Consider the following 24,498-nt stretch of genomic DNA (forward strand, 5'->3'; position numbering starts at 1 on the left):
GATCGGAAAGGACTCCGCATGGGGGAGAGCTTGACGCAGGGCATGGGGATCGGCGCGTTCTGGCAAGTGCTGGGCGAACGCGCCATCGGGGCGACGGTTGTCACCACGCGCAGCCGCGACGGGCGGCCAAACGGGTTTCTCGGCCTCTCCACCGCCCATGTCTCGGCAAGCCCTCCCACGCTTCTGGTCTCGATCGACCGCAAGACCTCGGCGCTGGCCGATATTCTGGAAAGCGGTCGCTTCGCGGTGAATTTCCTGGCCGCCGAGGCCATGGACCTGGCCGCCCAGTTCGGCAAGAGCGGTCCCAAACCCTTCGATGACGCGCTGTGGGAGAGCTTTGCAACCGGCGCGCCCGTTCTCAGAACCGCGCTTGGCCTCTTCGATTGCGAGGTCTCCCGCGTCATCGAAGAGGGCGATGTCGCCATCGTGATCGGCAAGGTGGCAGGCGCCCGCTCGACCGGAGAAGGCGCCCCGCTGATCTTTTTCCGAGGCGCGTTTCAGGGCGCCTGACCCCGTTCCGCACCTTCTGGCCCCTTGCCGGGTCACACGCGACAGCCGGCCACCCCCTGCGGCCCCTGCCCCACCGTTCCAGAGAACGGATGTCTGCGGCAGGTCGAGCGAGCCTTGCAGCAGAACCGATCCGGCCCGCCTCGCCAGCACCCAGCATGCAGGAAAACGCAGGGCAATCCGGCAGCTCCCCCCGAAGGACGCCCGCCGCCCGGCTTCTATCGCGCTACGCCGCCGAGCGCGCGCGCTGCCTTTTCTCGAGCCGCGCAAAGAGGCGGGAGAGCGCGAAACAGAGCAGGAAATAGAACAGCGCGACCACGATATAGGTCTCGAAACGGCGCTGCGAGGAGACCGCGATTTCGGTGCCCACGAAGGTCAGCTCCTGCACCGAGATCAGCGAGACGATGGAGCTGTCCTTGACCAGCATGATGAACTGGTTGGCGAGCGGCGGGGTGACCGCCCGGAATGCCTGCGGAAAGACCACCAGACGGAAGGTCTGCCAGGGCCCGAGCCCGAGGCTCTTCGCGGCTTCGGTCTGCGCCAGCGGCACGGACTCGATGCCCGCCCGCACGATCACCGCGATATAGGCGGCCTCGAACATGGCGAGGCTCAGAACCCCTGCGATGAAATTCTCGAACCGTTCCGGCGGTCCGGCGAGCAGGCCGAGAACACGTTCGCCGGTGGGTCCGAGACCCCGCGCCCAGCTGTCGACCCCGAGTGCGGGGATGATCTGGGACGACACGAAGAAATAGAAGACGAAGACGAAGACCAGCGGCGGCACATTGCGGATGAGCCCCACATAGGCGCTGCTGCCGAGCCGGGGCAGCAGCCGCTTGCGGCTGGCGAAGACGCCCAGAAGAATGCCGAGGACGCTGGCCAGAACCATGGCCCAGATCGACATGCGGATCGTGGTCAGCAGCCCTTCGACCAGAAGGTTCGGTTCCCACCAGCCGGTTTCGGGATTGGGGCGCACCAGCGCGCGCGGCAGGAAGGACCAGTCCCAGCGATAGACCAGCACCTCCGACACCCGGTACCAGAGAAAGAAGAGAAAGCCCGCCACCGCGCCGACGATGACGAGATCGACAAGGCCGAAGCGGCTTTTCCGGTCGGGATCGGGATACATGTCCTGCGCGTGTCCTTGTCAGGCGGGGGCGGGTGGGCCGCCCCCGTCCGGGGATTATTCCGCGACGAGATCCGCCCAGGGGCGGCCGCCGAACCAGTAATCGTGACGCTCTTCAAGCCAGCCGTCCTGCGTGCGCACGAGGATCCAGTTGTTGAAGAAGTTCAGCGCGTCCGGGTCGCCCTTGCGCACGGCAAAGGATTCCGAGGACGGGTCGATCATCACGTCGGTGGGGGCGAAGACCACATCGGGGTTTTCATAGATCGTGAAGGCGGGCAGCGGCTGCGAGGACAGCATGACCGTGGCGTTGCCGTTCAGCACTTCCTGCACCACCTGCGCCTGATCGTCGAACAGCCGCAGCGTGGCCTTGGGGAAATGCGCCTTGATATATTCGCAGGGCGTCGCGCCCCGGCGGCAGGAGAAGGTCACGTCGCTCGCGTTGAAATCGTCGGGCCAGGTCTTGCCCTCGGATTCGGCGATATGCGCCATGACACCGACCGAGCTGTGCGCGTAAGGCGCGGTGAAGTTGACCGTCAGGTTGCGCGCGGGCGTCACCGACATGCCGCCGATGATCACGTCGAACTTGCCCGCGATCAGCGCCGGAATGATGCCGTCCCAGGCGGTGGGCACGAATTCCACCTCGACGCCCATGTCCTCGGCGAGCTTGGTGGCCACGTCGATCTCAAAGCCGATCAGGTCGCCGTTCTTGTCGCGCATCGCCCAGGGCACGAAGGTGGACATGCCGACCTTGAGCACGCCCGAACGCTTGATGGATTCGATGACGCTGTCCTGCGACAGCGCCGACTGGGTGTCCTGCGCGACGGCGCCCTGCGGGGCCGCAAGGCTGACCGCGGCCAGCGCGGCGAGCAATATCTTCCGGATCGGTTTCATTGGGAACTCCTGTTGGTGTTGGGTCTGGTTTTTGTTTGGTCTTGGTGGCTGGTTATCGGTCTTGCCGGCTGCGCCGGGTGCGGCGTTCCAGCCATGTGGCCACCGCGGACAGGCTGACGGTGAGCAGGAGATACATGCCCGCCACCGTCAGCCAGATTTCGAAGGTCATGAAGGTATCGGCAATGGCGTTGCGCCCCTCGTTCGTCAGGTCGAAGACGGCGATGGTCGAGACGATGGCCGAGCTTTTCGTCAGGTTCACGAGCGACGAGGTGAGCGGCGGCAGCATCAGCGGCACCGCCTGCGGCAGCACCACCTTGGCATAGGCCGGGCCGGGCCGCAGACCGAGGGAGGAGGCCGCCTCCCATTGCGAGCGGGGCACCGACAGGATGCCGCCCCGGATGATCTCGGAGATAAAGGAGGCCTCGAAAACCGCGAGGCAAAGCACGCCGGTCCAGAACCGCTCGATCCCGAGGATCGGCGAGAGCACGAAATAGAAGAGATACATCTGCACCAGCAGCGGCGTGTTGCGGATGGCCTCGAGATAGATGGTCGAGAGCCAGCGCCCGGCAAAGGAGCGCGACAGCCGCATCAGCGCCACCGCGAGGCCGATGGCAAAGGCCAGCAGCGCCGCCCAAAGCGTGATTTGCAGTGTCACGCCAAGCCCGCGCATCAGCGGCCCCCAGATCAGCTCGCCGTCGATGACGCGGTAGAAATAGCGCGGCACCCGATACCATTGCCAGTTGTAGCGCATCGACTGGGCGCCCGCGACGACGCCCCAGAGGATCAGCCCGCTGCCCAGGGCGAAGATCAGCCAGTCCGAAAGGTTGCGTTTGCGCAGTTCCAGCCGCGTGCGGCGCTGGTGCTCGAGAAACGCTCCCTCGTGATCTGTATCGGTCATCGTCATGTCTTGCCCGGGCTACCTCAGAAAATGCATATTGCGTGTGGGTAATTTTTCCCAGCCGCATGGTGAAATTTTCTTCTGATGAAACAGTTTTCTTCTCAAGGTGTGTTACTTTTTGGGCGCCGAGTCCTGGCGGTGGCTTTGCGGGCAGACGATCACGGCGTTCATGGCGCTCTCCCGGGCCGGACCGCCAGCGGGGCCAGAGCTTGCAAAAGCCTCTCCGATACGGTCTGAACGACGGATACTCGCGAAAAGGATGGTAGCGCCATGGGTGACGAGGGCGACCGGGAAGCGCAGAAAAAGAGCCTCGATGTGCTGGTCGGGCTTGCGGTGCGCAGCCATCGCAATCAGGCCGGGCTGACGCTGTCCGAGCTTTCGGAGCGCTCCGGCGTCTCCACTCCGATGATCTCGAAGATCGAGCGCGGCCAGGTCTCGGCCTCGCTGAGCACGCTCAACGCGCTGGCCAGTGCCGTGGGCGTGCCGATCATCAATTTCTTCGCGGCGACGGTCGAGATCGGAGAGGTCTCTCTGGTGCGCGCGGGCGAGGGGATCTCGGTGCGCCGGGCGGGCTCGACCTATGGGCACAATTACAAGCAGATCGGCCGGATCGAGATCGAGGGGCAGTCCTTTGAATCCTATCTCATCACGCTTGAGAACGAGGTGACGGGCACGCCGATCTTTCTGCATCCGGGCGTCGAGCTCATGCATTTCATCGAAGGCGCGCTGTCTTATCGGGTCGGCGCCGAGATCTACGACCTCAAGGCAGGGGATACGCTGACCTTTCAGGCGACGGTGCCGCATGGCCCTGTGCGTATGGAATCAGCGCGGGTGCAATTTTTGACGGTTATCTCGCGTACCGGCAAAAATTTCACTTGAAGAAAAAATTATCCCCTGAGTATACCTCCGATATGCGTATCGGAGGATCTTTCCCATGGCCCAAGAGGTCCTGACCCCCATCACCCAGGCGCTGAACGACGGTGCCCTGACCCGGCGCGAGCTGAAGGCGCTGATGCGGCGCTCCGACGGGCCGACCTTTGCGCGGCTGGCGATCTGGATCGCGGCGCTTGGCGTCACCGGTTCGCTGGTCTGGCTCGCCATGGGCACATGGCTGGTCTGGCCCGCGATGTTCCTGCACGGCATTCTCATGGTGCATCACTTCGCGTTGCAACACGAATGCGTGCATTACACCCCGTTCCGCACCCGCTGGCTGAACGATGTGGTGGGCAATATCTGCGGCTTCCTGATCGGGCTGCCGCATCAGTATTTCCGCTACGAGCATTGCGACCACCACACCCACACCCAGCTCAAGGGCTACGACCCCGAGCTGATCGAACTGCCGATCTCGGTGTGGAAATATCTCTGGTATATCTCCTCGGTCCCCTACTGGACCGCGAAGGTGAAAGAATTCTCGCGCCATATCGCGGGCAGGATGTCGGAGGGCGACAAGGTCTTCGTGCCGAAAGAGGCCTATGCCACGGTGTTCTGGGAAGCGCGGATCATGGCGGGGCTTTATGCCGCGATCCTCGTGCTGATGATCGCCACCGGCTGGTGGGCGCCGCTCTGGTACTGGTGGCTGCCGGTGCTGCTGGGCGAGCCGGTGATGCGCTGGATCCGGCTGACCGAACATGTGGGCCGGCCCAATGTGCGCGACATGCGCGAGAACACCCGCACCAACCTGATCTCGGCCCCGCTCGCCTTTCTGAGCTGGAACATGAACTATCACGCCGAGCATCACTACGCCGCCTCGGTGCCCTATTACGCGCTGCCGAAACTGCACAAGAAGCTCGACGGCTATGTCTATGTGGAGCCGCGCGGCTATCTCGGCGCGCATCTCGACATCCTGGCGCAGCTGCGCGGGCGCAAGCCGCGCAGTGACACGCCCGCAGAGGGCGGCGCCGCATGACCACGGCCCGGCGCGAGAAAACCTGGCAGGATCTGATCGCCGTGGCCGATCTCGAACCCGGCGACGCGACACCGGCCCTGCTTGGGCGGCGCGAGCTGGCGGTTTACGACACGGTGGACGGCATCTTCGTCAGCCTCGCGCGCTGCACCCATGGGGCGGCCAATCTCTGCGACGGCTATTTCGACGGGCGCCATATCGAATGCCCGCTGCATCAGGGTCTGTTCGACGCCCGCACCGGCCAGCCCAGGGCGGCGCCCGCGCGTGTGCCGCTGCGGATGATCGAGGCGCGGGTGGTGGACGGCACGGTGCAGGTCTTTCTCTAGGAGGCAACGCGAATGACAGCCTGGATCAAGATGATCCCCGATGACGAGGCGGACGACACGCTGCGCGAGGTGCTGGATCTGGCGCGCACCCCGCATGGCACGGTGGACAATGTGATGCGCGTGCATTCGCTGCGCCCCAACACGATGCGCGGCCATGTGATCCTTTATCGCGCCGCGCTGCACGACCCGGCCAACACGCTGCCCGAATGGCTGCAGGAGACGATCAGCTCCTACGTCTCGATCCTGAACGACTGCCCCTATTCGCTGGCCAACCACTGGAAGAACGCCAGCCACCTGATCGGCGATCCCGAACGGGCGGAGGCCATCAAGGCCGCGCTCGACCGGCGGAGCCCGGACGCGGCGTTCGACGGGCGCGAGCTGGCGCTGCTGCGCTATGCCGAAAAGCTGACGCTGCATCCCGGCCAGATGGCCGAGCCCGATGTGGCGGCGCTGCGCGAGGCGGGATGCGACGACGGGCAGATCCTCGAAGCGAACCAGATCGTCGGCTATTTCAACTATGTGAACCGGCTGCTGAACGGGCTTGGCGTCAGCACCGCCGGGGATGTGGTGGGCTACTACGCCCCGGACGAGGCATCATGACCGAAGGCTTCGCCACGCCAGATTTCAGCGCCACGCGCCTCTCGCCCGAGATCGAGCTGTCCCGGCGCGGCAAGCACAGCGGCTGGTTCGGTCTGGTGCATTCGGACAACGCCAACCCGCTGGGACTTTACCCGATCCCCGCGCTTTGCATCGCCGGGCGGCCCGGCCCGACGGTGCTGCTGACCGCCGGGGTTCATGGCGACGAATACGAAGGCCCCGCCGCGCTGATGCGGCTTTTCGAGGCGCTCTCGGACGCGGACATAACGGGCCGGCTGATCATCTTGCCGCAACTCAACGCCCCCGCCTGCCGCGCGGGCACGCGGGTGTCGCCGCTCGACGGCGGCAACCTCAACCGGCTCTGCCCCGGCTCCGCCGAGGGCACACCCACGGAACAGATCGCAGACCTGCTTTGCCATGTGCTGTTCCCGGTGGCCGATGCGGTGATCGACTTGCATTCCGGCGGCGCGGCCTCGTGGTTCGTGCCCTGCGCGCTGGCGGCGCGGCGCCCCGATGGCGGGCTCGACGCGGCGAATATGGCGATGGCGGCGGCTTTCGGCACCAAAACCGTCTGGGTGCTGGGCGCCGCCAATGACAGCCGGTCCGTCAATGGCGCGGCCACGGCGGCGGGGCTGCCCTGCATCGCTGCCGAGCTTGGCGGCGGCGGCTCGGTCGGGCTGGCGGCGCTCGGCGCGGCAGAGGCCGGGCTGCGCGGCACGCTCGCCCATCTGGGTGTGCTGGCCGAGGGTCCGGCGCCGTGCCGCGAGCAGAAATGCGTGGAGCTTGCCGGTCCCGGTTACCGGGTCGTGGCACCCGAGCGCGGGCTTTTTGTGCCCTTCGTCGAGGCGGGGGAGAGCGTGACAGCAGGCACCCCATTGGGCGAGCTGCGCTTTCCCGACACCCCCGCCCGCCCCGCTTTGCCGGTCCTTGCCACGGTCTCCGGCCTCATCCTCGCCGAGACCCGCCGTGCCGCCGTGTTGCAAGGCGATTTCCTGATGTTCGTCGCCCCGGAGATCCCCGAGAGCGGCCCCGGAGAAGGAGCAACCCCATGACCTACGCCACCGCACGCAAGACCCTTGCGGACGAAATCCCCGTCATCGACATCACGCCGCTGCGCGATGGCAGCGATCCCGACGGGGTGGCCCATGCGCTGCACGCCGCAAGCACCGGGCTGGGCTTTATCTATGTGCGCGGGCACGGCATCCCCGAGGCGGCGATCGACGCCGCGCGCGCCGCCGCCTATGCGTTCTTCCATGCCGACCCCGCGCAGAAGGAAGAGGTGCGCGCCGGCAGCAACCATCGCGGCTGGCTCGCTCAGGGTGGGGCCAAGATGCAGGACGGCGCCAAGGCCGATCTCAAGGAAAGCTTTATCTGGGGGTTTCAGGATGCCGATGGCGTCACCCCCGACGATCACCCGCTGCGCGGCAACAACCGCTGGCCCGGTTTCCAGCCGGAGCTGGAAGAGGCCGCGATGACCTATTTCAGCGCCGCCCATGAGGTGGCCCATCACCTGATGCGGGGTTTTGCGTGCGGGCTCGGGCTGGAGGAGGGGTTCTTCCTCAAGACCGCCGACAAGCCGCTGTCGCGCGGGTCGTTCGTCTATTACCCGCCGCAGGATGCCAGCCATGGCGCCGATCAGTTCGGCGTTGGGCCGCATACGGATTTCGGCGTGCTGACCGTGCTTTGCCAGGACGATGTGGGCGGGCTTCAGGTACAGGACGTGACCGGCGAGTGGATCGAGGCGCCGCCCATCCCCGGCACGCTGCTGGTCAATGTCGCCGATCTGCTCGCCCGCTGGACGGACGGCGCCTATAAATCGACGCCCCACCGGGTGGTCAACGCCTCGGGCCGGGAACGCATGTCGCTGGTGGTGGCCTACGATCCCAACCCCGAAACCCGCATCGACCCGCGCGAGGTCTTTGGCCCGGAGCATGGCGCGGCGGAAGAGCCGATCACCTGCGGCGACTATCTGGTCTGGCGCTTCGGCAAGGCCTTTACCTACGGGAAGAGCTGAGCATGGACGGCGTCGTTCCCGGACCGGAGGCGCAGGCCCTGACCGAAGCCGCGCGCAATCTGCTGCTGGATTGCGCCGGGCTTGTGCCGGGCGACCGGGCGGTGATCTGCGTCGAGGATGCGGCGGATCGCTGGTACGATGCCGCCACGCCCTTTGCCGTCGCCGAAGAGGCCGCGCGGCTTGGCATCGCGGTGACCTTCTGCGCGGTGCGCCCGCCGCAGGAGGCGCAGGCCGCCGAGGTGGACGCGCTGCTGGCCGGTCCCGAAACGGTGATCTTCTTCGCACGGCTTGGCGATCAGGGGCGGTTTGCCGCCGCCGAGGCCGGGCGGCGCGTCATGGTCTATGCCCGCAACGCCGCCGATTTCGCCTCGCCCTTCGGGCAGGTGCCCTACCGCGTGACCCATGCGGTGAAACAGGCCGTCGACCGCATCCTGCTGAGCGCCGGGCAGATCGAGATCCTGTGCCCGAACGGCACCCGTCTTACCGGCAGGGCCGCGGGCGACAGCCCGGCCAGCCCGCCCGATGTGACCACGCTGCGCTTTCCCCTCGGCGTGCCAGCGCCGGTGCCCGCGGCGGGCTTTTCCGGCGAGATCGTGCTGACCGACAGCCTCACGCCCACCGGGAACCGCGCCTATGCTACTCCGGTGCTGCTGCTGGAAACCCCCGTCGTCGCGCAGATCGAAAACGGCCGGATCGCTGGGTTCGAGGGCGCCGCGCGGGATGTCGGCGCGATCCGCGCCCATCACGAGCGGGTCGGCGAGCTTTTCGGGATCGACCCCTATGTCGTGCACAGCTGGCACGCGGGGCTGCATCCCGGCTGCCGTTTCTTTCCGCCGGTGGGGCGGGATCGTGATTACTGGTCGAACACCGTGTTCTCCAGCCCGCGCCTGCTGCATTTCCACACCTGCGGCACCGCACCGCCGGGCGAGATCAGCTGGAACATCATGGATGCGACGGTGCGTGTCGATGGCGTGCCGCTCTGGTCGGCGGGCCGTCTGCATGTGGCGCATTTCCCCGAGCTTGCCGGGGCGGCGGCCAGCGACGCCCGGCTGGCAGCGCTCTACTAAGGCGGCGGGCTTGCAAAGCCGCCGCCCGAGCGCGTACCACTTGCCGGGTGCCTGCCTCTGAAAGAGCGTGACCGCTTGCCCCTGCCCGTCATCGACAACCGCGCCGCCCGCCGCCTGTTTCTCGACCGGCATCTTCTGCTGCGTCCGGCAGGCGGGCCGGGCAGGGGCGCGGATCTCGACGGGGTGCTGCACGGGCTGGGTTTTGTGCAGGTCGACAGCGTCAACACGCTGGCGCGGGCGCATGACCTGATCCTCTGGTCCCGGCGCGGGCAGTACCGGCCTCGGGCGCTCGACCAGCTGGTCGCGCGCAGCCGGACCGCGTTCGAGCACTGGACCCATGATGCCGCCGTCATCCCGATGTCGTTCTACCCGATGTGGCGGCTGAAATTCACCCGCGACGAGGCGCATATGCGGGCGCGCTGGCCGCAATGGCGGCGGGACGGCTGGGCGGACGAGGTCGACACCGTGCTCCGGCATGTGGCCGACAACGGCCCCACCTCCTCGCGCGATGTGGGCGAGGGCGAACCCAAGGGCTCGTCGGGGTGGTGGGATTGGCACCCGTCGAAGACCGCGCTCGAATTTCTCTGGCGCTCGGGCCGTCTGGCGATCTGCCACCGCGAGGGCTTCCGCAAGGTCTACGATCTCAGCGAGCGGGTGATCCCCGAGGATCCCTTCGCCGCCCGCTCGCAGACGGCAGAGATCGTGGACTGGGCCATGTGGGAGGCGCTTTCCCGGCTCGGGTTCGGCACCAGCGGCGAGTTGGCGGCGTTTTTCGAGATCGTCACGCGCGACGAAGCCAAAGCCTGGTGCGCCGGGGCGCTGGCCTCGGGCCGGATCGTCGAGGCCGAGGTCGCGATGGCCGATGATACGCGGCGGCGCTGCGTCACGACCCAAGCGACGCTCGACGGGCTGGCGGCGCTGCCCGAGCCTTCGGCACGGGTGCGGCTGCTCTCGCCCTTCGATCCGCTGCTGCGCGACCGGGCGCGGGCGGAACGGCTGTTCGGGTTCCACTACCGGATCGAGATCTTCGTGCCCGAAGCCAAGCGGCGTTACGGCTATTACGTGTTTCCGGTGTTGCAGGGCGACCGGCTGATCGGGCGGATGGACGTCAAGCGCGAGGGGCCGGTACTGAAAGTGCAGGCCTTCTGGCCCGAGACCGGCATTCGCATGGGCAAGGCCCGCAGCGCCGGGCTGCTGGCCGAGCTGGAGCGGATCCTGCCGCTTGCGGGCTGTGACGATCTGGCCTTTGCGGAAGGCTGGATGCGGGGATAACCCCCCGCGCAGCTCCCGGCTAGATGTATGGCGCGCTTTGGATGCCCCCCGGCGCAAAGCTCCGGCGCGACCCGCATCGCCCTGGCCGAAAAGCCACAATTTCAAAGCTTTCCACAAACCCCCATGACCGGCAGACAGATCCGGCATATCGTGCCGGAACGCGATCCGACGACCGCACGCGCAGGCCGCATCCCAGGCAAGCCTTCCCCAGCGGCGCTTTTTCCGTAAAAATCCAACTCAAACCGCCCCACCTGTCTGCCCTCCCTTACGTCCAATAACAGGGCATCCGGGCTGCGCCTGTACGGACAGTCCCATCTTGAAATCCGCCCCGGAATTAGCTAAGTTAGCTACATCGCTTTCCCGGAGCCCTCGCCATGCAATTCACCGTCCACACCGCCAAAAGCCAGCTCTCGCGCCTGATCGAAGCCGCGCTTGCCGGCGAAGAGGTGGTCATCGCCAAGGGTGCGCGGCCGGTGGTTCGACTGGTGCCCATTGCGCAATCGGGGTTCCGGCTCGGCACGCAACAGGGCAAGCTGGGCCCCCTGCCCGACTTCCTCGAACCGCAGGATGCGGAAGATCTGGATCTCTGGGAAGGCCGCTGAATGCCCGCCGTCCTGCTGGACACCCATGCCTGGGTCTGGTCCTTCGCCGACGACAGCCTTCTCTCCCCCGCCGCCCGTGCCGCGATCCTAAGTGCCGAGGCGGTGCTGGTGAGCCCGATCTCCTTTTTCGAGATCGGCCAGAAGGTGCGCATCGGGAAATGGCCCGAAATGGCTGGAATGGTCTCTGATCTGCCGCAGATCCTGCGCGATCAAGGCGGACTGCTGGCACCCTTCACGCCCGAAATCAGCCTGCACGCCGCGCTCTGGGACTGGGTGCATCGCGACCCGTTCGACCGGATCATCGGAGCCACCGCCGCCGAGGCGGGGCTGCCGCTGATCACCCGTGACGCGGCCTTTGCCGGACGCTCCGAACTGCAAATCGTCTGGTGAGCCGCGCTAGGCTTCGTCCTCGTCGCGCAGGCGCGAGCCGGCGGGCGGCGCGCGGCGGATATTGCGCTCCAGATCCAGCACATAACCGATGATCGCCGCCACCGCCTCCCAATGCGCGACGGGGATCTCGCGGTCGATCTCGGCCACGTCGTAAAGCGCCCGCGCCAGCGGGCGGTTCTCGACGATGGGGATCTCGGACTCGCGCGCCAGCCGGCGGATCTGCGCCGCCATCAGATCGGTGCCCTTGGCCAGACAGACCGGCGCCAGATCGACCCCGTTTTCGTATTTCAGCGCCACCGCGTAATGCGTCGGGTTGGTCAGGATCACCGTGGCGCGCGGCACCGCCGCCGTCAGACGCTGCCGGGCGCGCTCGCGCCGCAGGGTCATCCGCTTGGCGCGGATCATCGGGTCGCCCTCGGTCTCCTTCATCTCGTCCTTGATTTCCTGCATCGACATGCGCTGCTTGCGGCGGTGGTCAAAGCGCTTCCACAGAATGTCGGCGATGGTGATCACCGCCACCAGCGCGAGGGTGATCAGCAGCATCTGCCCCGCCGCCTGACGCGCGTAATCGGCCAAAAGCTCGGGAAAGAGCCCCTGCCCCTGCCAGATCTCGCGCACCGCGCGATAGGTGACCCAGGCCGCGATCGCCCCCACCGCCAGCACCTTGCTCACGCTTTTCAGGAACTCGACGAAGGCCGCCAGCGAGAACATCCGCTTGAGCCCCGCCGCGGGCGAAATCTTTGACCATTTCGGCCGCAGACGCTCGGCGGCGACCACCACCTCGCCCTGCAAGGCGACCCCGGCCAGCGCGCCCAGCACCATCAGCAGGATAAGCGGCGCCAGCATCAGCATCACCCCGCGCAAGAGCCCCCGCGTCACACCGCCCAGATCGCGCAGCCCGGTCAGATCGCCGCCGATCTCCACCTGCCCCGCCGTCTCGAACACGCCGCGCAAAAGCCCGGTGAGCGGTGCCGAGACCGAGGGCAGCACAAAGGCGGTGATCGCGAAGAGCGACAGCACGGCCATCAGCGTGCCCGCCTCCTTGGAAGAGGCAACGTCGCCTTTCTCGCGCGCTTTTCGCAGCCGGCGCTCTGTCGGCTCTTCTGTCTTGTTGTCCTTGTCCTCGTCGGCCATGGCTCAGAACACCAGCAGGCCGAGCCAGTCGGCGAAACGCTCGGCGAATTCGCGCATCATCATCGGCGCGGCAATGCCCAGCACCAGCAGCCCCGCGAGGATCAGCACCGGCGCGGCGACAAAGAACACCGGCAGCGAGGGCATCATCCGTGCCGCAAGCCCCATCCCGAGGTTCATCAAAAGCCCCATCACGTAGAAAGGCGCGGCCACCGAGAGCCCGAGGTAAAAGCTCTGTCCCACCGCCTTGACGATCTGCTGCGCCAGATCGCCGGTCAGGATCTGGCCCGGCGGGAACATGTCATAGCTCATCACCATCGCGCCGATGATCAGGTGATGCAGATCAGTGGCAAAGATCACCGCCACCGCCCCCAGCATCAGCCCGGTCGAGATCAGCGTCGAGCCCTGAAAAGAGCCCAGATCGGGGGAAAACGCGTTCGACAGGCCCGCAATCAGCCCGATCTGATAGCCCGCGAATTGCAGCCCCGACATCAGGATGCGCGCCGTCATGCCGATCCAGAGCCCCAGCGTCAGCTCGATGCCGAACGCGGCGATCATCGGCCCCGGCGCATCCAGCGCCAACGGCCCCACGGGCAGCGCCGGATAAAGCGCCAGCGACAGCAGCACGGCGAATGCCAGCCGGTGGCGCATGGGGATAAAGCTCTCGCCAAGCGCCGGCATATACATCAGCACGCCGCCGATCCGGGCAAAGACCATCGCCACCCCCAGGAACTCGACGGTGAGCAGCGCCGAGAGGTTCATGCTACTGCCCGATCGTCGCCACGGTGCGCAGCGCTGCCTTGCGGTGGATCTCGTTATGCGACAGCACCACGGTCATCGGGCTCACCCGCTCCAGCATCGAGCGCACAAAGCTGCGCACCTCGGGGCTGACCAGCAGCGCGGGCCACATGTCCTGCTCGGCGAATTTCTGGATCTCGCGGCGGGCCTGCAACACGAATTCCTGCACCCGCTGTGGCGACATCACGAAATTCCGGTCGTCGCCATTGACGCGCAACGCCTCGAGGAACTCCTTCTCCCAGGCGGGCGACATCGACAGCACGGAAATGAACCCGGTGTCGTCGATCAGCGATTTGCAGATCTGGTTCGACAGACGCCGCCGTACCAGCTCGGTGATCTGCACCACATTCGAGGTGCTGCGCTTGGCCTCGGCGATGGATTCCACGACCAGCGGCAGGTTGCGGATCGAGACACGCTCGGCCAGCAGGTTCTGCAACACATGCTGGATCAGCACCACCGGCGCGTTGCCGGGGATCTCGTTGGCGAGCTTCTGATATTCCCGGTCCAGCCCGTCGATCAGATCCTGCGTCGCGCCATAGGTCATCAGCTCGGGCAGATGTTCCTTCACCACCTCGGTCAGATGGGTGATGATCACGCTTTCCGGATCGACCACGGTCAGCCCCATCGCCTCGGCCTGCGGCGCGGTGGCGGCGTCGACCCAAAGCGCATCGAGCCCGAAGGTCGGGTCCTTGCCGCGCTCGCCGGGCAGCCCGCAATCGCCGGGGTTCACCACCATGAGCCCGGCGGGCCGCACCTCGCCGCGCGCCACCTCGACCCCCTGCACCACCAACGCATAGCTTTGCGCGGGCAGCATCGGCTCGTCCTTGATCCGCACCGAGGGCAGCACAAAGCCGAATTCACGCGCAAAGAGGTTGCGCAGGCTCTTGATCTTGCCCGCCAGCGCCGCATCGCTGCTGGAGATCAGCGGCACCAGCGCCTGGCCCAGCTCCAGCCGCAGGCTGTCGAGTTTCAGCGTGTCCTTGATGTTGTCCTCGGGCGCCGCGGCTTCGGCTTTTTGCTTGGCCGCCTCGACCCGCGCGGCAGAGACCTTTTCAGACCGCGCCTGCTGCGCAACCACCACCCCCAGCGACACCATCAGCCCCGCGAGAAGCGTGAAGACGACGCTGGGAAAGCCCGGCAGCAGGCCGATGCCAAACAGCAGCACCGAGGCCATGAACAGCGCCTTCGGGAAGCGCGAGAGCTGGCCCAGAACCGCCTCGTTGGTGGCACCCACGGTGCCGCCCTTGGTGACGATGAGGCCGGCGGCCAGCGACACGATCAGAGCCGGAACCTGCGTCACAAGCCCGTCGCCGATGGTCAGCGAGGTGTAGAAATTCGTCGCTTCCGACAGGCTCAGATCGTGCTGCGCCACACCGATCAGGATGCCGCCCACCACGTTGATCAGGGTGATGATAAGCCCCGCCATCGCGTCGCCGCGCACGAATTTCGAGGCACCGTCCATGGCGCCGTAGAAGCTGCTTTCATCCTCCAGCATCTTGCGCCGGGTGCGGGCCTGTTCCTCGTCGATGAGCCCTGCCCCCAGATCGGCGTCGATGGCCATCTGCTTGCCCGGCATCGCATCCAGCGAGAAGCGGGCCGACACTTCGGCGATCCGGGTCGAGCCCTTGGTGATCACCACGAAGTTGATCACCACGAGGATGGCGAAAACCACGATCCCGATGACGAAATTGCCCGAGACGATGAAGCGCGAGAACCCCTCGATCACCCCGCCGGCGGCCCCTGCCCCGGTATGGCCTTCGGACAGGATCAGCCGGGTCGAGGCCACGTTGAGCGACAGGCGCATCATCGTGACGACCAGCAGCAGCGTGGGGAAGCTGTTGAATTCCAGCGGCTTGGGGATCCACAGCGCCACCATGAGGATCAGCACGGAAACCGCCAGCGACACCGCCAGCCCGAAATCGAGCACAACGGCGGGCAGCGGCACAAAAAGCACCGCCAGGATGAGGATGACGCCCACCGCGAAGCCCACGTCGCGGTTGCTGCGGCCGCGCGTCAGCCAGCCTGCGGCGCCGGTGGAGGGGAAGGAATCGGAAAGCGCCATCAGAACATCTTTCGGAAGGCAGGCAGAACAGGTTCCATCACCTGACGGCCAAAGAGGCTGCGCGCGCCCTCCTCCGCGGCGCCGGAGCGGCGCGTGAGCTCGGAGGTCCAGAAATGGCCCGCAGGCAGCGGTTCGGCCGCCAGCGTCACCGTCTGCCCCGAGCCCGCCCCTGCCCCGCGCGACGCCAGCGCGCGAAAGATGTCGAGCCGGTCATTCGCGATGTCCACATTCTGCTTGAGCCGGGTCAGATAGGCGTCCTTGTACTGATCGGTGGCCGAGTGATAACGCCCCGCCGCCTCGATCCAGTCGTCCGTCTGCTCATAAAGCCGCACCAGAAGCTGCGCCGCGTAATCCACGTTGCGGGCCGGGTCGAACCCGTCGGACAGCACCGGAAATGCGTCGGGGTGCCAGCGCAGATTGACCTGCATGCACCCCACGTCGATCGACTCCACCCCCTGCGCCTGCCGCGCGCGGACCCAGCTTTCCGCCGTGCCGGGGCTGTTGAAGAAGCGCCCGTCGCCATCGGCATTGGCGACCCAGGGCCAGACGGTCAACTCGCCCTCATGCATCATCCCCGCCTCTTGCAGCCCGATGCCGAGCAGCAGATTGCCGGGGATCTTGTGACGAAGCTGCGCGCGCAGGATCTCCTGAATGCAGACCCCGCCCGGATCGACCGGCCCACGCCGTGGCGAGGCGGCTTCGGCCCCTGCCGAGGGGCGGTAGAAATTGCTCCAGTCCGCCTTGGCGCCCTGCCCTGCCAGAAGCACCCCGATCAACGCCAGCATCACCCCGCGAAGCCAGGTCATCACGAGCCCCCGCTGACGATGAGATCGAAGGCGCGGTCCGACAGCGCCTTGACCATGGCATACATGAAGGGCGTAAAGACCAGCAGCCCGAGAAAGATCGCGACGATCTTCGGCACGAAGGTGAGAGTCATTTCCTGGATCTGCGTCAGAGCCTGGAAAAACGCGATGAGCAGACCCACAACCAGCGCAATCGCCATGATCGGGCCCGCCGCGTAAAGCACGGTGAGAAAGGCGTCCGACAGGATTGTGTGGGTGTCGCTCTCGGTCACAGTGCCCCCTGCCCGATCAGACCGCTGCTCAGACCGGCATGCGGATGATTTCCTGATAGGCCTCGACCAGCTTGTCGCGCACCGACACGGCGACTTTCACGGTCGAATCCAGCTCCAGCGTCGCCTCGACCACCGCCTGGGTGTCGGCATTGCCCTGCAACCCGGTCTGCGCCACGGCCTCGGCCTGACGCACGGTCTGCACCGCATCGCGCCCGGCATCCGCAAGCATGTCGGAGAAGCTGGGCTTGTCGGCCTCCGCCGGCGCGGCCACGGCCGGGGCGCTCTCCATGTCCCGCGAGGCGCGATAGGCCCCCGAGGCTGCGTTTACCGACAAAAGCGAGGAGGAAGGCTCTGCCATAGATCTTTACCTTACTTGAGCAAATCGAGAAGTTGCGAGCGCATGTTGCGCCCGGTTTCGAACATGTTGAGATTGGCCTGATAGCTGCGCGAGGCTTCGCGCATATTGCTCATCTCGAGGATCGTCTTGACGTTCGACACCTTGACGAAGCCGTCCTGATCCGCCGCCGGATGGGCCGGATCGTAGCGCAGCTCGAAATTCGTATCGTCACGCCGGATGCCCGAGACATCGACCATCGAGGCGCCGCTTTCGCGATCGACCATCTCCTCGAAGGAGATGACCTTGCGGCGATAGGGTTCCTCGCCCGGCGTGGTGCCGGTGGAATTGGCGTTGGCGACATTTTCCGAAACGACCTTGAGCCGCTCGCCCTGCGCCCGCATCCCGCTTGCCGCAACCGAAAGAATGGATTTCAGCGTGTCCATGTGGCCCCCTTACCGAATGCCCGTCACCGCAATGGTCAGCAGCGTGTGACCCTTGCGGTAAAGCTCGGCCGCAAGGCGGTAATTCCCCGCCACCTCGGCCGCCTTGATGGTCTGCTGTTCCAGCGCCACGGTGTTGCCGTCGAGGCTCGCCTCCCAGGCGTCCTCGTCAAGCTCGACCCGCACGCCGTTCGGGGCGCCGCCCACGCTCTGGATATGCCGGGCATTGGTCACGTTCAGCCCGCGCATCGCGTTCGACCCTTCGAGCATCGCATCGAAGGAGCTGATCTCCTTGGATTTGTAATCCGGCGTATCGGCATTCGCGATGTTCTCGGAAATCACCGATTGCCGCGCGCCAAGCCACTTCATGCGCTGGGACGCGAGCTGGAAAAACGACATACCGGTGAGCTTCATGAACAGTTCCCTTTTCGTCAAAACAAGGATAGCATGAATAAATCCGGGATAGCAATGGATAGAGACCATGCATACAGCCTTTTCAGAGCTTTCTAGCCTTACAAGGACCATTGAAAGGGCAAGTATAACCGGTCAGGTCACCTCGGCGCTGGGTCTGGTGCTCACGGTCTCGGGTCTTGAGCGGGCCATGGGCATCGGGGCGCATTGTGTGGTGCAGGGCAGCGGCGGGCCGGTGCTGGCCGAAGTGGTGGGGATCGACGCGCAGGGCACCCGGCTCCTGCCCTTCGGAAGCTGGGACGGCGTGCGCGCCGGAGACCCGGTTGCAGTCACCCACACCGCCGCCGACATCCGCCCGGACGAGGCCTGGATCGGCCGGGTGCTGGATGCGCTGGGGCGTCCGCTCGACGGCAAGGGACGGCTGCCCGAAGGCGGCACGCCGCGCGCCATCCGCGCGGCCCCTCCCCCGGCCTTCCAGCGCCGCCGCGTCGGCCCGCGTCTGGCCACGCGCCTCAAGGTGATGGATGTGTTCGCGCCGCTCTGCCGTGGTCAGCGCATGGGGGTCTTTGCGGGCTCGGGCGTGGGCAAATCGACCATGATGGCGATGCTGGCGCGCAATGCCCAGGCCGATGTGATCGTGGTGGGCCTCGTCGGCGAACGGGGACGTGAGGTGCAGGATTTCCTCCAGGACGATCTGGGCGAAGACGGTCTGGCTCGTGCCGTTGTCGTGGTCTCGACCGGGGACGAGCCGCCGCTGATGCGCCGTCAGGCCGCCTGGACTGCCACCGCCGTGGCCGAGCATTTCCGCGATCAGGGCAAACAGGTGCTGCTGCTTATCGACAGCGTGACCCGCTTTGCCATGGCGCAGCGCGAAATCGGCCTGGCCGGGGGCGAGCCGCCGACCGCCAAGGGCTACCCGCCGACCACCTTCGCCGAGCTGCCGCGCATGATGGAACGCGCGGGTCCGGGCTCTGACACGGCGGGCGACATCACCGCGCTTTACACCGTGCTGATGGATGGCGACGACATGGACGATCCCATCGCCGATGCGGTGCGCGGTATCCTCGACGGGCATGTGCTGCTCGATCGAAAGATCGCCGAGCAAGGACGTTTCCCGGCGGTGAACCTGCTGCGCTCGATCTCCCGAATGCTGCCCGACTGTCACAGCGAAGAGGAATACGCGCTCTACCGTGCCGCCCGCCGCGCCGTCGCTCGCTACGCGGATATGGAAGAGCTGATCCGCATCGGCGCCTACCGTCTGGGCAGCGATGCCGAGGTCGATGCCGCCATCCGTCTGGCCGAGCCGCTCGACGCGCTGTTGTCCCAGGCCAAGCGTGACGCGATGGAGCCGGAAGAGACCTTTGCCGCGCTCGCGCAATGTCTGGCGGATGCCGGTATACAGGTCAAACCCGTCTGACCGTGACAGGGGAATGTTGACAGCTGTCAACTCGGGCAGCCGCATGGTCTAGGCTGCCCGCCGGGAAAGAGCGGCAATCATATCATCAGGGTCGAACCCGCCGTCTCGCGCCTTTTTCGACAGACTTCTGAGATAGGCTCCGGGCGAACGAATGCTGCCGATCCGCTGGATGATGCCTGCCAGTGTCGTGGCCGCATCCACCGAGCCCATACTGCGGCACGCTTCCTGCCATGTGGCTCTATCTATGCCTGTCATGGGCGCCATACGGGCCATAAGCTGTACGAATTCCTCCCAGCTATGTAGCCCTTTCTCTGCATAAGGCAGAACATCGGGGCAGGCCCGGAGGATGGGGGACAGAGATTTCCTCTGCGGCGCTTTCAAATCAATAAGACTCTTATCTGAGTCCTGTATGTGCCGCTCATTCTGGTTGCCGAGGGCGCTCATTTCGGGCGTCACAGGGTCGATTTCCGGGGTCTCTGGCGTGAGTTTTTCCACAAGCGCCTCGACCATCGGCTTCAGGGTGTCGCGCATCCGGGTGAGTTCGTCGAGCGTGAGCTTGCGGCGCAGAAGCCGTTTGCCGAGGGTGAGGAAATCTTGCAGCGTGTTGTCGTCATCGGCGAGGTCGGTGAGCTTGGCGGCGTCGCGCATCAGCAGCACGAACTCTTCCCGTAGCAAGGCGATCTCGTTGCGGCGCTGATCGGCGGCCCGGGCCTCGGCGGCGAATTCTCCGCAGCGGTGGAGCAGGGGGCGCAGATCGAAGCCAAAGGCCCGCAGCGCGCCGCCATCGGTATCCCGCCGCAGGTAGCGCTTGCCATTGGGGCTGTCGTGGCGGATCAGCAACCCGGCCTCGACCAGCGTCGCGAGATGCCGGCGCAGGGTGCTCTCGGGCATGCCATGGGCGCGCTCGCTCAGCCGCGCATTGGAGGCGTAGACGATCAGCCCGTCGGTTTCGTTCAGCTCGCGCGGGCCGTGGAAGCTCAGCAGCACGGACAGGACGCGCAGGGTGCGGTCCGACAGGCCAAAGCTCTCGCGCGCGGCGGATAGCCAGGACAGAACCTCCCATTTATCTATGGAGGTGACGGGGGCAGGGCGGTCCATGCGCGCGCATGTCGCCATTTGGCAAGCCGATACCGGCCGCCGCCCGAAGGGCGTCGTGGTGACTCTCTGCATTGTGATTTCACGAGGCAAAACTTTTCTACCCGCCGGACTCAGTCGGCGTTGACAGCTGTCAACAAGAGGGGCTAGATTCGAAGTGCGAGAACGAACAGGCCTCTCGGGATGTCATGTCCTGGGGGGCTTTTCTTTTGGGTCTTGCCGGGATGTGCCTCCTGTCGTTGCTGCTCTGAAAAGTGGGGCAGGGCCCCTATTCGCCGCTCTGGTCGCGCCAGTTGCGGTGAAGCTCGGAAATATTCTCGATCAGCCAGTCCTCGAAGCCCTGCGCCTCTGTGGCGTCGAAGGTCAGCGTGGTCTTGCGGCCGGATTTCTTGGCCTGGCCGATGCGCCCGGCGCTGCCGCGCAGTTCCTGCGCCACGGGGGCGGGGGATTTGGCGGGTTTGCGGGTGATCAGTTGAAGCGCCTCTTCAAAGCGCGCGTCGGAATTCTCGCCGCTCAGCAACGCAGCCACCCGAGCCGGCGACTTGCCGCTCGGTCCCAGCCCGTCGGCGAGCTTGCGCCAGCGATCGCGCCCGGCGGCGGGCGCGGGCCCGATGGCCTCGATCAGCACCAGGGGCACCGTGTCGGCGACGCTCAGCATCCGGCTGATGACGGTCTTGTCTATGTGCAGCGCGTCGCAGATCACCTTGCGCTCAAAGCCCTCGTCGCGCATCTGGCGGGCGAAATTGGCCTTTTCGATAAAGGTCAGATCGCGCCGCGCGCTGTTTTCCTGGCCCTGCGCCACCACAAGATCGTGGTCCGACAGGTCGCGCACAATGGCTTTGACCGGCAGGCCGAGATCGCGCAGCGCCGCCACACGGCGGCGGCCATAGACGATCTGGAACCGGTCCTCCGTGCCTTCGATATGGCGCAGAAGCACCGGCACCTGCTGGCCGTATTCCTGTAGAGACGCCTTGAGCCGCTCATGCTCGGCGGCGTCTTCGCCCAGCCGGTCCTGAAGCCCGCCCATCTCGATCTGATCGGCGGGAATATCCACCATGGCGCGGCTCTTGAGCTGCGCGATCGACTGGCTCACCGCCCCGATGGCTCCCTTGGTATAGCGCGGCTGGCGCGGGGCAGGGGCCTCGGGGCTGTCCGGCGGCGGGGCTGTCGCGTCGCCCATCAGGTTTTTCAACAGATCCTTGCGTGCCATCTCAACGCCCCCAGCTTTTCTGAACGAGATCGAGGATCTCGCCATTGACTGAATCAAGGCTTTCCATGGCGCGCTCATAGGTGGAGCGGGTGAATTGGCTCTTTTCCACCTCGTAAAGCGTCTGCTTGGTGATCCCTGCATCCGAGATCGCGGTGGATTTCAGCACCGGGTGATTCAGCACATATTCGCCGAACATCGAGCGCATGAAGCTCACCATCTGGTTCTGCGGCCCGTCGCCCGGCTCGTAGCGGGTGACCACATAGCGCAGCCAGTCATAGCTCATGTCGCCGCCCGCCTCGCTGACCACGCCCAGCAGGTTCGAGGTCATCAGCAGGAACTGGCACATGGACATCACGTCGAGCATCTGCGGATGCACGGTCACCAGCACGGCGGTGGCCGCCGAGAGCGCCGACATGGTCAGAAAGCCCAGCTGCGGCGGGCAGTCGATCACCACCACGTCGTAATCCGCCTCGACCTCGGCCAGCTTGTCGCCGACCCGCGTAAAGAACAAAGACCCCGAACGCTCGGCCAGCGCGCGGGGGGTTTCATGTTCGAATTCCATCAGGTCGAGATTGCCGGGCACGATGTCGAGCCCGTGGAAATAGGTCCGCTGGATCACGTCCCGCATCGGCACGGGATCCTCGTAGCGGATCGCGTCGTAAAGCGTGCCGCCGTCGAGCAGGTCGAACTCGGGCTGGAACCCGTGCAGGGCCGAAAGCGAGGCCTGCGGGTCGAGGTCGATGGCCAGCACGCGATAGCCGTCCAGCGCAGCCTTCTGCGCCAGATGCGCGGCGGTGGTGGTCTTGCCCGAGCCGCCCTTGAAGTTGATGACGGTGATCACCTGAAGATGATCGCCCTCGCGGCGGCCCGGAAGGTAGGTTCCGGGCGACTTCGTGCCTTTTTCCAGGAACTCACGCAGCATGGCCATGTCGGCGGAGGTGTAATAGCGCCGCCCGTTGCCGCGGATCTCGGGCTCCGGCCCCTTGCCGTCGAGATGCAGCTTGCGCAGATAGGCGTCCTTGACCCCCAGCATGGCGGCAACCTCGCCGCTGGTGAATTTGCGCAGCTCCTTGCGCGCATGCGGCGGGAAGAGTTGTGACCGGTGCGCCTGCAGGCGCTCGGATAAACGTGCCGCGTGATCGCCCACAAGACGGTCGATCCGGTTCTGTCGGGTCATCAGGTCTGCCCTCGTGCCCAAAGCGTTTGTTACGCTTATTGTCGTCTTATTTGCTTTTCTCCGTAATTGAATGCCTGCGTTTCCAGATTCGGGCAAGATATTTCTGCCACATCTAGTGTGCAGGGCAGAGAGCAGACACTAAAGCAATCAGAAGGGCTTAGCGCTTCCAGCGCAGCAGCGACAGCTCGTCCTGGGCGGCGGCCTCGCGCTTGGCATCTTGCTTGCGGGCTTCGGTAAGCCTTGTAAACCTCAGAATTTCATAGGTTTTTTGTTCAGACAGCGCAATGCGCAGACGGTCTTCGGCGCGGGCCAGCTCGGGCGCGAGCTTTGCCGCCTCGTGCGAAATCCGGTCCAGTTCCGAGCGGATCGAGTGAATGAAGCGGCCCAGATAGGGCGCGCCTTCCAGCCCCTCGATATGCGATTCACCGGAAAGACGCTGCAATAGAGCCTGTTTTTCCGAATCGAGCCGATCCATGCGGGCGCGAATCTCGCCGGTGGCGCGGGCCTGGCGTTCGGTATCCAGCCGCTTGACCCGCTCCATGATCTCGAGCGCCTTGATCCGCCGGCGGTCGGTGTCAGTGGCCATTCGTGCGGGCCTCCGGCTCGTCCGCCGGCGCCGCCGCAGCGGGATCTTCGCCGCCGAGCTTGATGCGGATCCGGGCGAGCAGATCCAGCGGATAACCCCGGTCGCTGGGGGGCAGCGCGTCGAACTCACCGCCGACGGCCGCCGAGGCAAAGCCCGGATCGTCTTCTGCTTCGGGCGTTGGGTCCGGCGCACCGGCGGCCCAGGCCACCCCCGCCAGAAACAGCAGCGGAAGGGCGCGCCAGAGAGTCATGCGGCGGGCAGCTCTTTCTGGGCGGCCTCGACGGCGTAGAAGTCGGGCTGCATCCGGGTGGGAATATTGCCCCGCCCGATCTCGACGCAGATGCTGGGCGGATGATCGGAGACCATCGCGACAAAGACATCGCGGATGATGAGATAAAAGGCGCTGTCCTCTTCCTCGATCTGCTTCAGACGGCCCGAGATCGGCTGCACCATGCAATAGGCGAGAAACACGCCGAGGAAGGTGCCGACCAGCGCGCCGCCGATCATGCTGCCGAGGATCTCGGGGGGCTGGTCGATCGAGGACATGGTCTTGATCACGCCCAGAACCGCCGCGACGATGCCGATGGCGGGCAGCCCGTCGGCCACCTGCTGGATCGCGTGGACCGAGGCTTGCGATTCATGATGGTGCTTCTTGATCTTGCGGTTGATCACGTCCTCGGTGGCGTATTTGTCGTCGAACTGCATGGAGAGCATGCGAAAGCTGTCGCGGATCAGGTCGATGGCAAAATGATCGCCCGCCACCTTGGGATAGCGGGAAAAGATCTCGCTGTCCTTGGGAGATTCAATATGGCTGTCCAGCGCCAGGATGCCCTTGGCCTTGTAGATCCGCGTCAGCTCGAACATCAGGTTCAGAAGATCGGTGTAATCCTTGGCCTTCCATTTTGGGCCCTTCAGAACCTTGATCACCCCCAGGAAAGAGTTCTTGATCACGTCGATACTGTTGGCGATGACAAAGGCCCCAAGGGCCGCGCCGCCGATCATCATGCCCTCGAAGGGCAGGGCGTGCAGCACGATGTCCATCTTGCCGCCCGACAGGATGAAGCCCCCGAAAACAAGGCCAAACACAAGGACAAGTCCGAGAATCAGCGTCATTGGATGTGGTCTCTGCTTGAAGGTCCCGCGCCGGGATCCCCCGGCAATACATGTTAAAT

General features: G+C 65.6%; 29 protein-coding genes and 1 pseudogene. 12 read left to right on the plus strand and 18 right to left on the minus strand.

Going from position 1 to position 24,498, the window contains the following annotated elements; genetic code table 11:
• Positions 1–18 precede the first annotated feature (18 nt).
• Positions 19–510, plus strand: a complete 492-nt coding sequence (locus M4578_RS22185; RefSeq protein ID WP_258095322.1) for a flavin reductase family protein — start codon at positions 19–21, stop codon at positions 508–510.
• Between the two features lie 223 nt (positions 511–733).
• Here the strand turns inward: M4578_RS22185 and M4578_RS22190 are convergent, their stop codons facing one another.
• The 4 genes and pseudogenes from M4578_RS22190 to M4578_RS25825 form a co-directional block, all read right to left on the minus strand.
• Positions 734–1,630 (minus strand): amino acid ABC transporter permease, encoded by an 897-nt coding sequence (locus M4578_RS22190; protein ID WP_258095323.1) that lies wholly within the window; start codon positions 1,628–1,630, stop codon positions 734–736.
• Positions 1,631–1,684: 54 nt separating this feature from the next.
• Positions 1,685–2,518, minus strand: coding sequence for a transporter substrate-binding domain-containing protein (locus M4578_RS22195; protein WP_258095324.1), 834 nt, complete (start codon positions 2,516–2,518; stop codon positions 1,685–1,687).
• A 52-nt stretch (positions 2,519–2,570) separates the two neighbouring features.
• Entirely contained in the window at positions 2,571–3,416 is an 846-nt protein-coding gene (locus M4578_RS22200; protein WP_258095325.1) for an amino acid ABC transporter permease, read from the minus strand.
• Positions 3,417–3,439: 23 nt separating this feature from the next.
• Positions 3,440–3,508: pseudogene (locus tag M4578_RS25825) on the minus strand (hypothetical protein); the annotation flags it as partial.
• A gap of 178 nt (positions 3,509–3,686) precedes the next feature.
• On the opposite strand from M4578_RS25825, the gene M4578_RS22205 reads away from it, so the two are divergent.
• The 10 genes from M4578_RS22205 (at position 3,687) to M4578_RS22250 (ending at position 11,587) form a co-directional block, all read left to right on the plus strand.
• On the plus strand, positions 3,687–4,295 hold the full coding sequence (locus M4578_RS22205) for a helix-turn-helix domain-containing protein (RefSeq protein ID WP_258095326.1): 609 nt from the start codon (positions 3,687–3,689) through the stop codon (positions 4,293–4,295).
• 55 nt (positions 4,296–4,350) lie between these two features.
• Positions 4,351–5,322 carry a fatty acid desaturase family protein gene (locus M4578_RS22210; protein ID WP_258095327.1) on the plus strand — a complete coding sequence of 324 codons (972 nt, stop codon included), beginning with the start codon at positions 4,351–4,353 and terminating at the stop codon, positions 5,320–5,322.
• The gene (locus M4578_RS22215; RefSeq protein WP_258095328.1) at positions 5,319–5,645 is read left to right on the plus strand and encodes a non-heme iron oxygenase ferredoxin subunit; all 327 of its coding nucleotides are present in this window, start codon (positions 5,319–5,321) and stop codon (positions 5,643–5,645) included. The genes M4578_RS22210 and M4578_RS22215 overlap by 4 nt, the downstream gene beginning before the upstream one ends.
• 12 nt (positions 5,646–5,657) lie before the next feature.
• Complete coding sequence (locus tag M4578_RS22220; protein WP_258095329.1) at positions 5,658–6,245, plus strand: carboxymuconolactone decarboxylase family protein; 588 nt, start codon at positions 5,658–5,660, stop codon at positions 6,243–6,245.
• Entirely contained in the window at positions 6,242–7,294 is a 1,053-nt protein-coding gene (locus M4578_RS22225; protein ID WP_258095330.1) for a M14 family metallopeptidase, read from the plus strand. The genes M4578_RS22220 and M4578_RS22225 overlap by 4 nt, the downstream gene beginning before the upstream one ends.
• Positions 7,291–8,256: an isopenicillin N synthase family dioxygenase gene (locus M4578_RS22230; protein ID WP_258095331.1), complete on the plus strand. Its 966-nt coding sequence runs from the start codon at positions 7,291–7,293 to the stop codon at positions 8,254–8,256. The genes M4578_RS22225 and M4578_RS22230 overlap by 4 nt, the downstream gene beginning before the upstream one ends.
• Before the next feature lie 2 nt (positions 8,257–8,258).
• A complete protein-coding gene (locus tag M4578_RS22235; protein WP_258095332.1) occupies positions 8,259–9,323 on the plus strand; it encodes a hypothetical protein in 1,065 nt (354 codons plus the stop codon).
• A 75-nt stretch (positions 9,324–9,398) separates the two neighbouring features.
• On the plus strand, positions 9,399–10,595 hold the full coding sequence (locus tag M4578_RS22240; RefSeq protein WP_258095333.1) for a winged helix-turn-helix domain-containing protein: 1,197 nt from the start codon (positions 9,399–9,401) through the stop codon (positions 10,593–10,595).
• A 374-nt stretch (positions 10,596–10,969) separates the two neighbouring features.
• The gene (locus tag M4578_RS22245) at positions 10,970–11,197 is read left to right on the plus strand and encodes a type II toxin-antitoxin system Phd/YefM family antitoxin (RefSeq protein WP_258095334.1); all 228 of its coding nucleotides are present in this window, start codon (positions 10,970–10,972) and stop codon (positions 11,195–11,197) included.
• Entirely contained in the window at positions 11,198–11,587 is a 390-nt protein-coding gene (locus M4578_RS22250) for a type II toxin-antitoxin system VapC family toxin (RefSeq protein ID WP_258095335.1), read from the plus strand. It begins immediately after the preceding gene.
• A gap of 6 nt (positions 11,588–11,593) precedes the next feature.
• Here the strand turns inward: M4578_RS22250 and M4578_RS22255 are convergent, their stop codons facing one another.
• The 8 genes from M4578_RS22255 to flgB are packed head-to-tail and all read right to left on the minus strand — an operon-like array spanning position 11,594 to position 17,844.
• Positions 11,594–12,721 (minus strand): EscU/YscU/HrcU family type III secretion system export apparatus switch protein, encoded by a 1,128-nt coding sequence (locus tag M4578_RS22255; protein WP_258095336.1) that lies wholly within the window; start codon positions 12,719–12,721, stop codon positions 11,594–11,596.
• 3 nt (positions 12,722–12,724) lie between these two features.
• A complete protein-coding gene (locus M4578_RS22260) occupies positions 12,725–13,480 on the minus strand; it encodes a flagellar biosynthetic protein FliR (RefSeq protein ID WP_258095337.1) in 756 nt (251 codons plus the stop codon).
• A gap of 1 nt (position 13,481) precedes the next feature.
• Complete coding sequence (flhA, locus tag M4578_RS22265) at positions 13,482–15,578, minus strand: flagellar biosynthesis protein FlhA (protein WP_258095338.1); 2,097 nt, start codon at positions 15,576–15,578, stop codon at positions 13,482–13,484.
• Complete coding sequence (locus tag M4578_RS22270) at positions 15,578–16,384, minus strand: transglycosylase SLT domain-containing protein (RefSeq protein WP_258095339.1); 807 nt, start codon at positions 16,382–16,384, stop codon at positions 15,578–15,580. The genes flhA and M4578_RS22270 overlap by 1 nt, the downstream gene beginning before the upstream one ends.
• Positions 16,384–16,653, minus strand: coding sequence for a flagellar biosynthetic protein FliQ (locus M4578_RS22275; RefSeq protein WP_258095340.1), 270 nt, complete (start codon positions 16,651–16,653; stop codon positions 16,384–16,386). The genes M4578_RS22270 and M4578_RS22275 overlap by 1 nt, the downstream gene beginning before the upstream one ends.
• A 28-nt stretch (positions 16,654–16,681) precedes the next feature.
• Positions 16,682–17,011, minus strand: a complete 330-nt coding sequence (fliE, locus tag M4578_RS22280; protein ID WP_258095341.1) for a flagellar hook-basal body complex protein FliE — start codon at positions 17,009–17,011, stop codon at positions 16,682–16,684.
• 11 nt (positions 17,012–17,022) lie between these two features.
• Positions 17,023–17,433: a flagellar basal body rod protein FlgC gene (flgC, locus tag M4578_RS22285; protein WP_258095342.1), complete on the minus strand. Its 411-nt coding sequence runs from the start codon at positions 17,431–17,433 to the stop codon at positions 17,023–17,025.
• Between the two features lie 9 nt (positions 17,434–17,442).
• Positions 17,443–17,844, minus strand: a complete 402-nt coding sequence (gene flgB / locus M4578_RS22290) for a flagellar basal body rod protein FlgB (protein WP_258095343.1) — start codon at positions 17,842–17,844, stop codon at positions 17,443–17,445.
• A gap of 67 nt (positions 17,845–17,911) precedes the next feature.
• Here flgB and fliI point away from each other — a divergent pair, with 67 nt between their 5' ends.
• Positions 17,912–19,258: a flagellar protein export ATPase FliI gene (gene fliI, locus M4578_RS22295; protein WP_258095344.1), complete on the plus strand. Its 1,347-nt coding sequence runs from the start codon at positions 17,912–17,914 to the stop codon at positions 19,256–19,258.
• A 48-nt stretch (positions 19,259–19,306) separates the two neighbouring features.
• Here the strand turns inward: fliI and repC are convergent, their stop codons facing one another.
• From repC to motA, 6 genes are all read right to left on the minus strand, one after another.
• Positions 19,307–20,428 (minus strand): plasmid replication protein RepC, encoded by a 1,122-nt coding sequence (gene repC / locus M4578_RS22300; RefSeq protein ID WP_258095345.1) that lies wholly within the window; start codon positions 20,426–20,428, stop codon positions 19,307–19,309.
• 193 nt (positions 20,429–20,621) lie between these two features.
• Positions 20,622–21,563, minus strand: a complete 942-nt coding sequence (gene repB / locus M4578_RS22305; protein ID WP_258095346.1) for a plasmid partitioning protein RepB — start codon at positions 21,561–21,563, stop codon at positions 20,622–20,624.
• Position 21,564: 1 nt separating this feature from the next.
• Entirely contained in the window at positions 21,565–22,740 is a 1,176-nt protein-coding gene (gene repA / locus M4578_RS22310) for a plasmid partitioning protein RepA (RefSeq protein WP_258095347.1), read from the minus strand.
• A gap of 157 nt (positions 22,741–22,897) precedes the next feature.
• On the minus strand, positions 22,898–23,326 hold the full coding sequence (locus M4578_RS22315; protein ID WP_258095348.1) for a flagellar export protein FliJ: 429 nt from the start codon (positions 23,324–23,326) through the stop codon (positions 22,898–22,900).
• Complete coding sequence (locus M4578_RS22320; RefSeq protein WP_258095349.1) at positions 23,316–23,576, minus strand: hypothetical protein; 261 nt, start codon at positions 23,574–23,576, stop codon at positions 23,316–23,318. Before M4578_RS22320 ends, M4578_RS22315 begins: the two co-directional genes overlap by 11 nt.
• A complete protein-coding gene (gene motA, locus M4578_RS22325; protein ID WP_258095350.1) occupies positions 23,573–24,439 on the minus strand; it encodes a flagellar motor stator protein MotA in 867 nt (288 codons plus the stop codon). Before motA ends, M4578_RS22320 begins: the two co-directional genes overlap by 4 nt.
• Between the last annotated feature and the right edge of the window lie 59 nt (positions 24,440–24,498).

This window comes from Salipiger pentaromativorans, assembly GCF_024721115.1.
In the GTDB taxonomy this organism is placed as follows: domain Bacteria; phylum Pseudomonadota; class Alphaproteobacteria; order Rhodobacterales; family Rhodobacteraceae; genus Salipiger; species Salipiger pentaromativorans.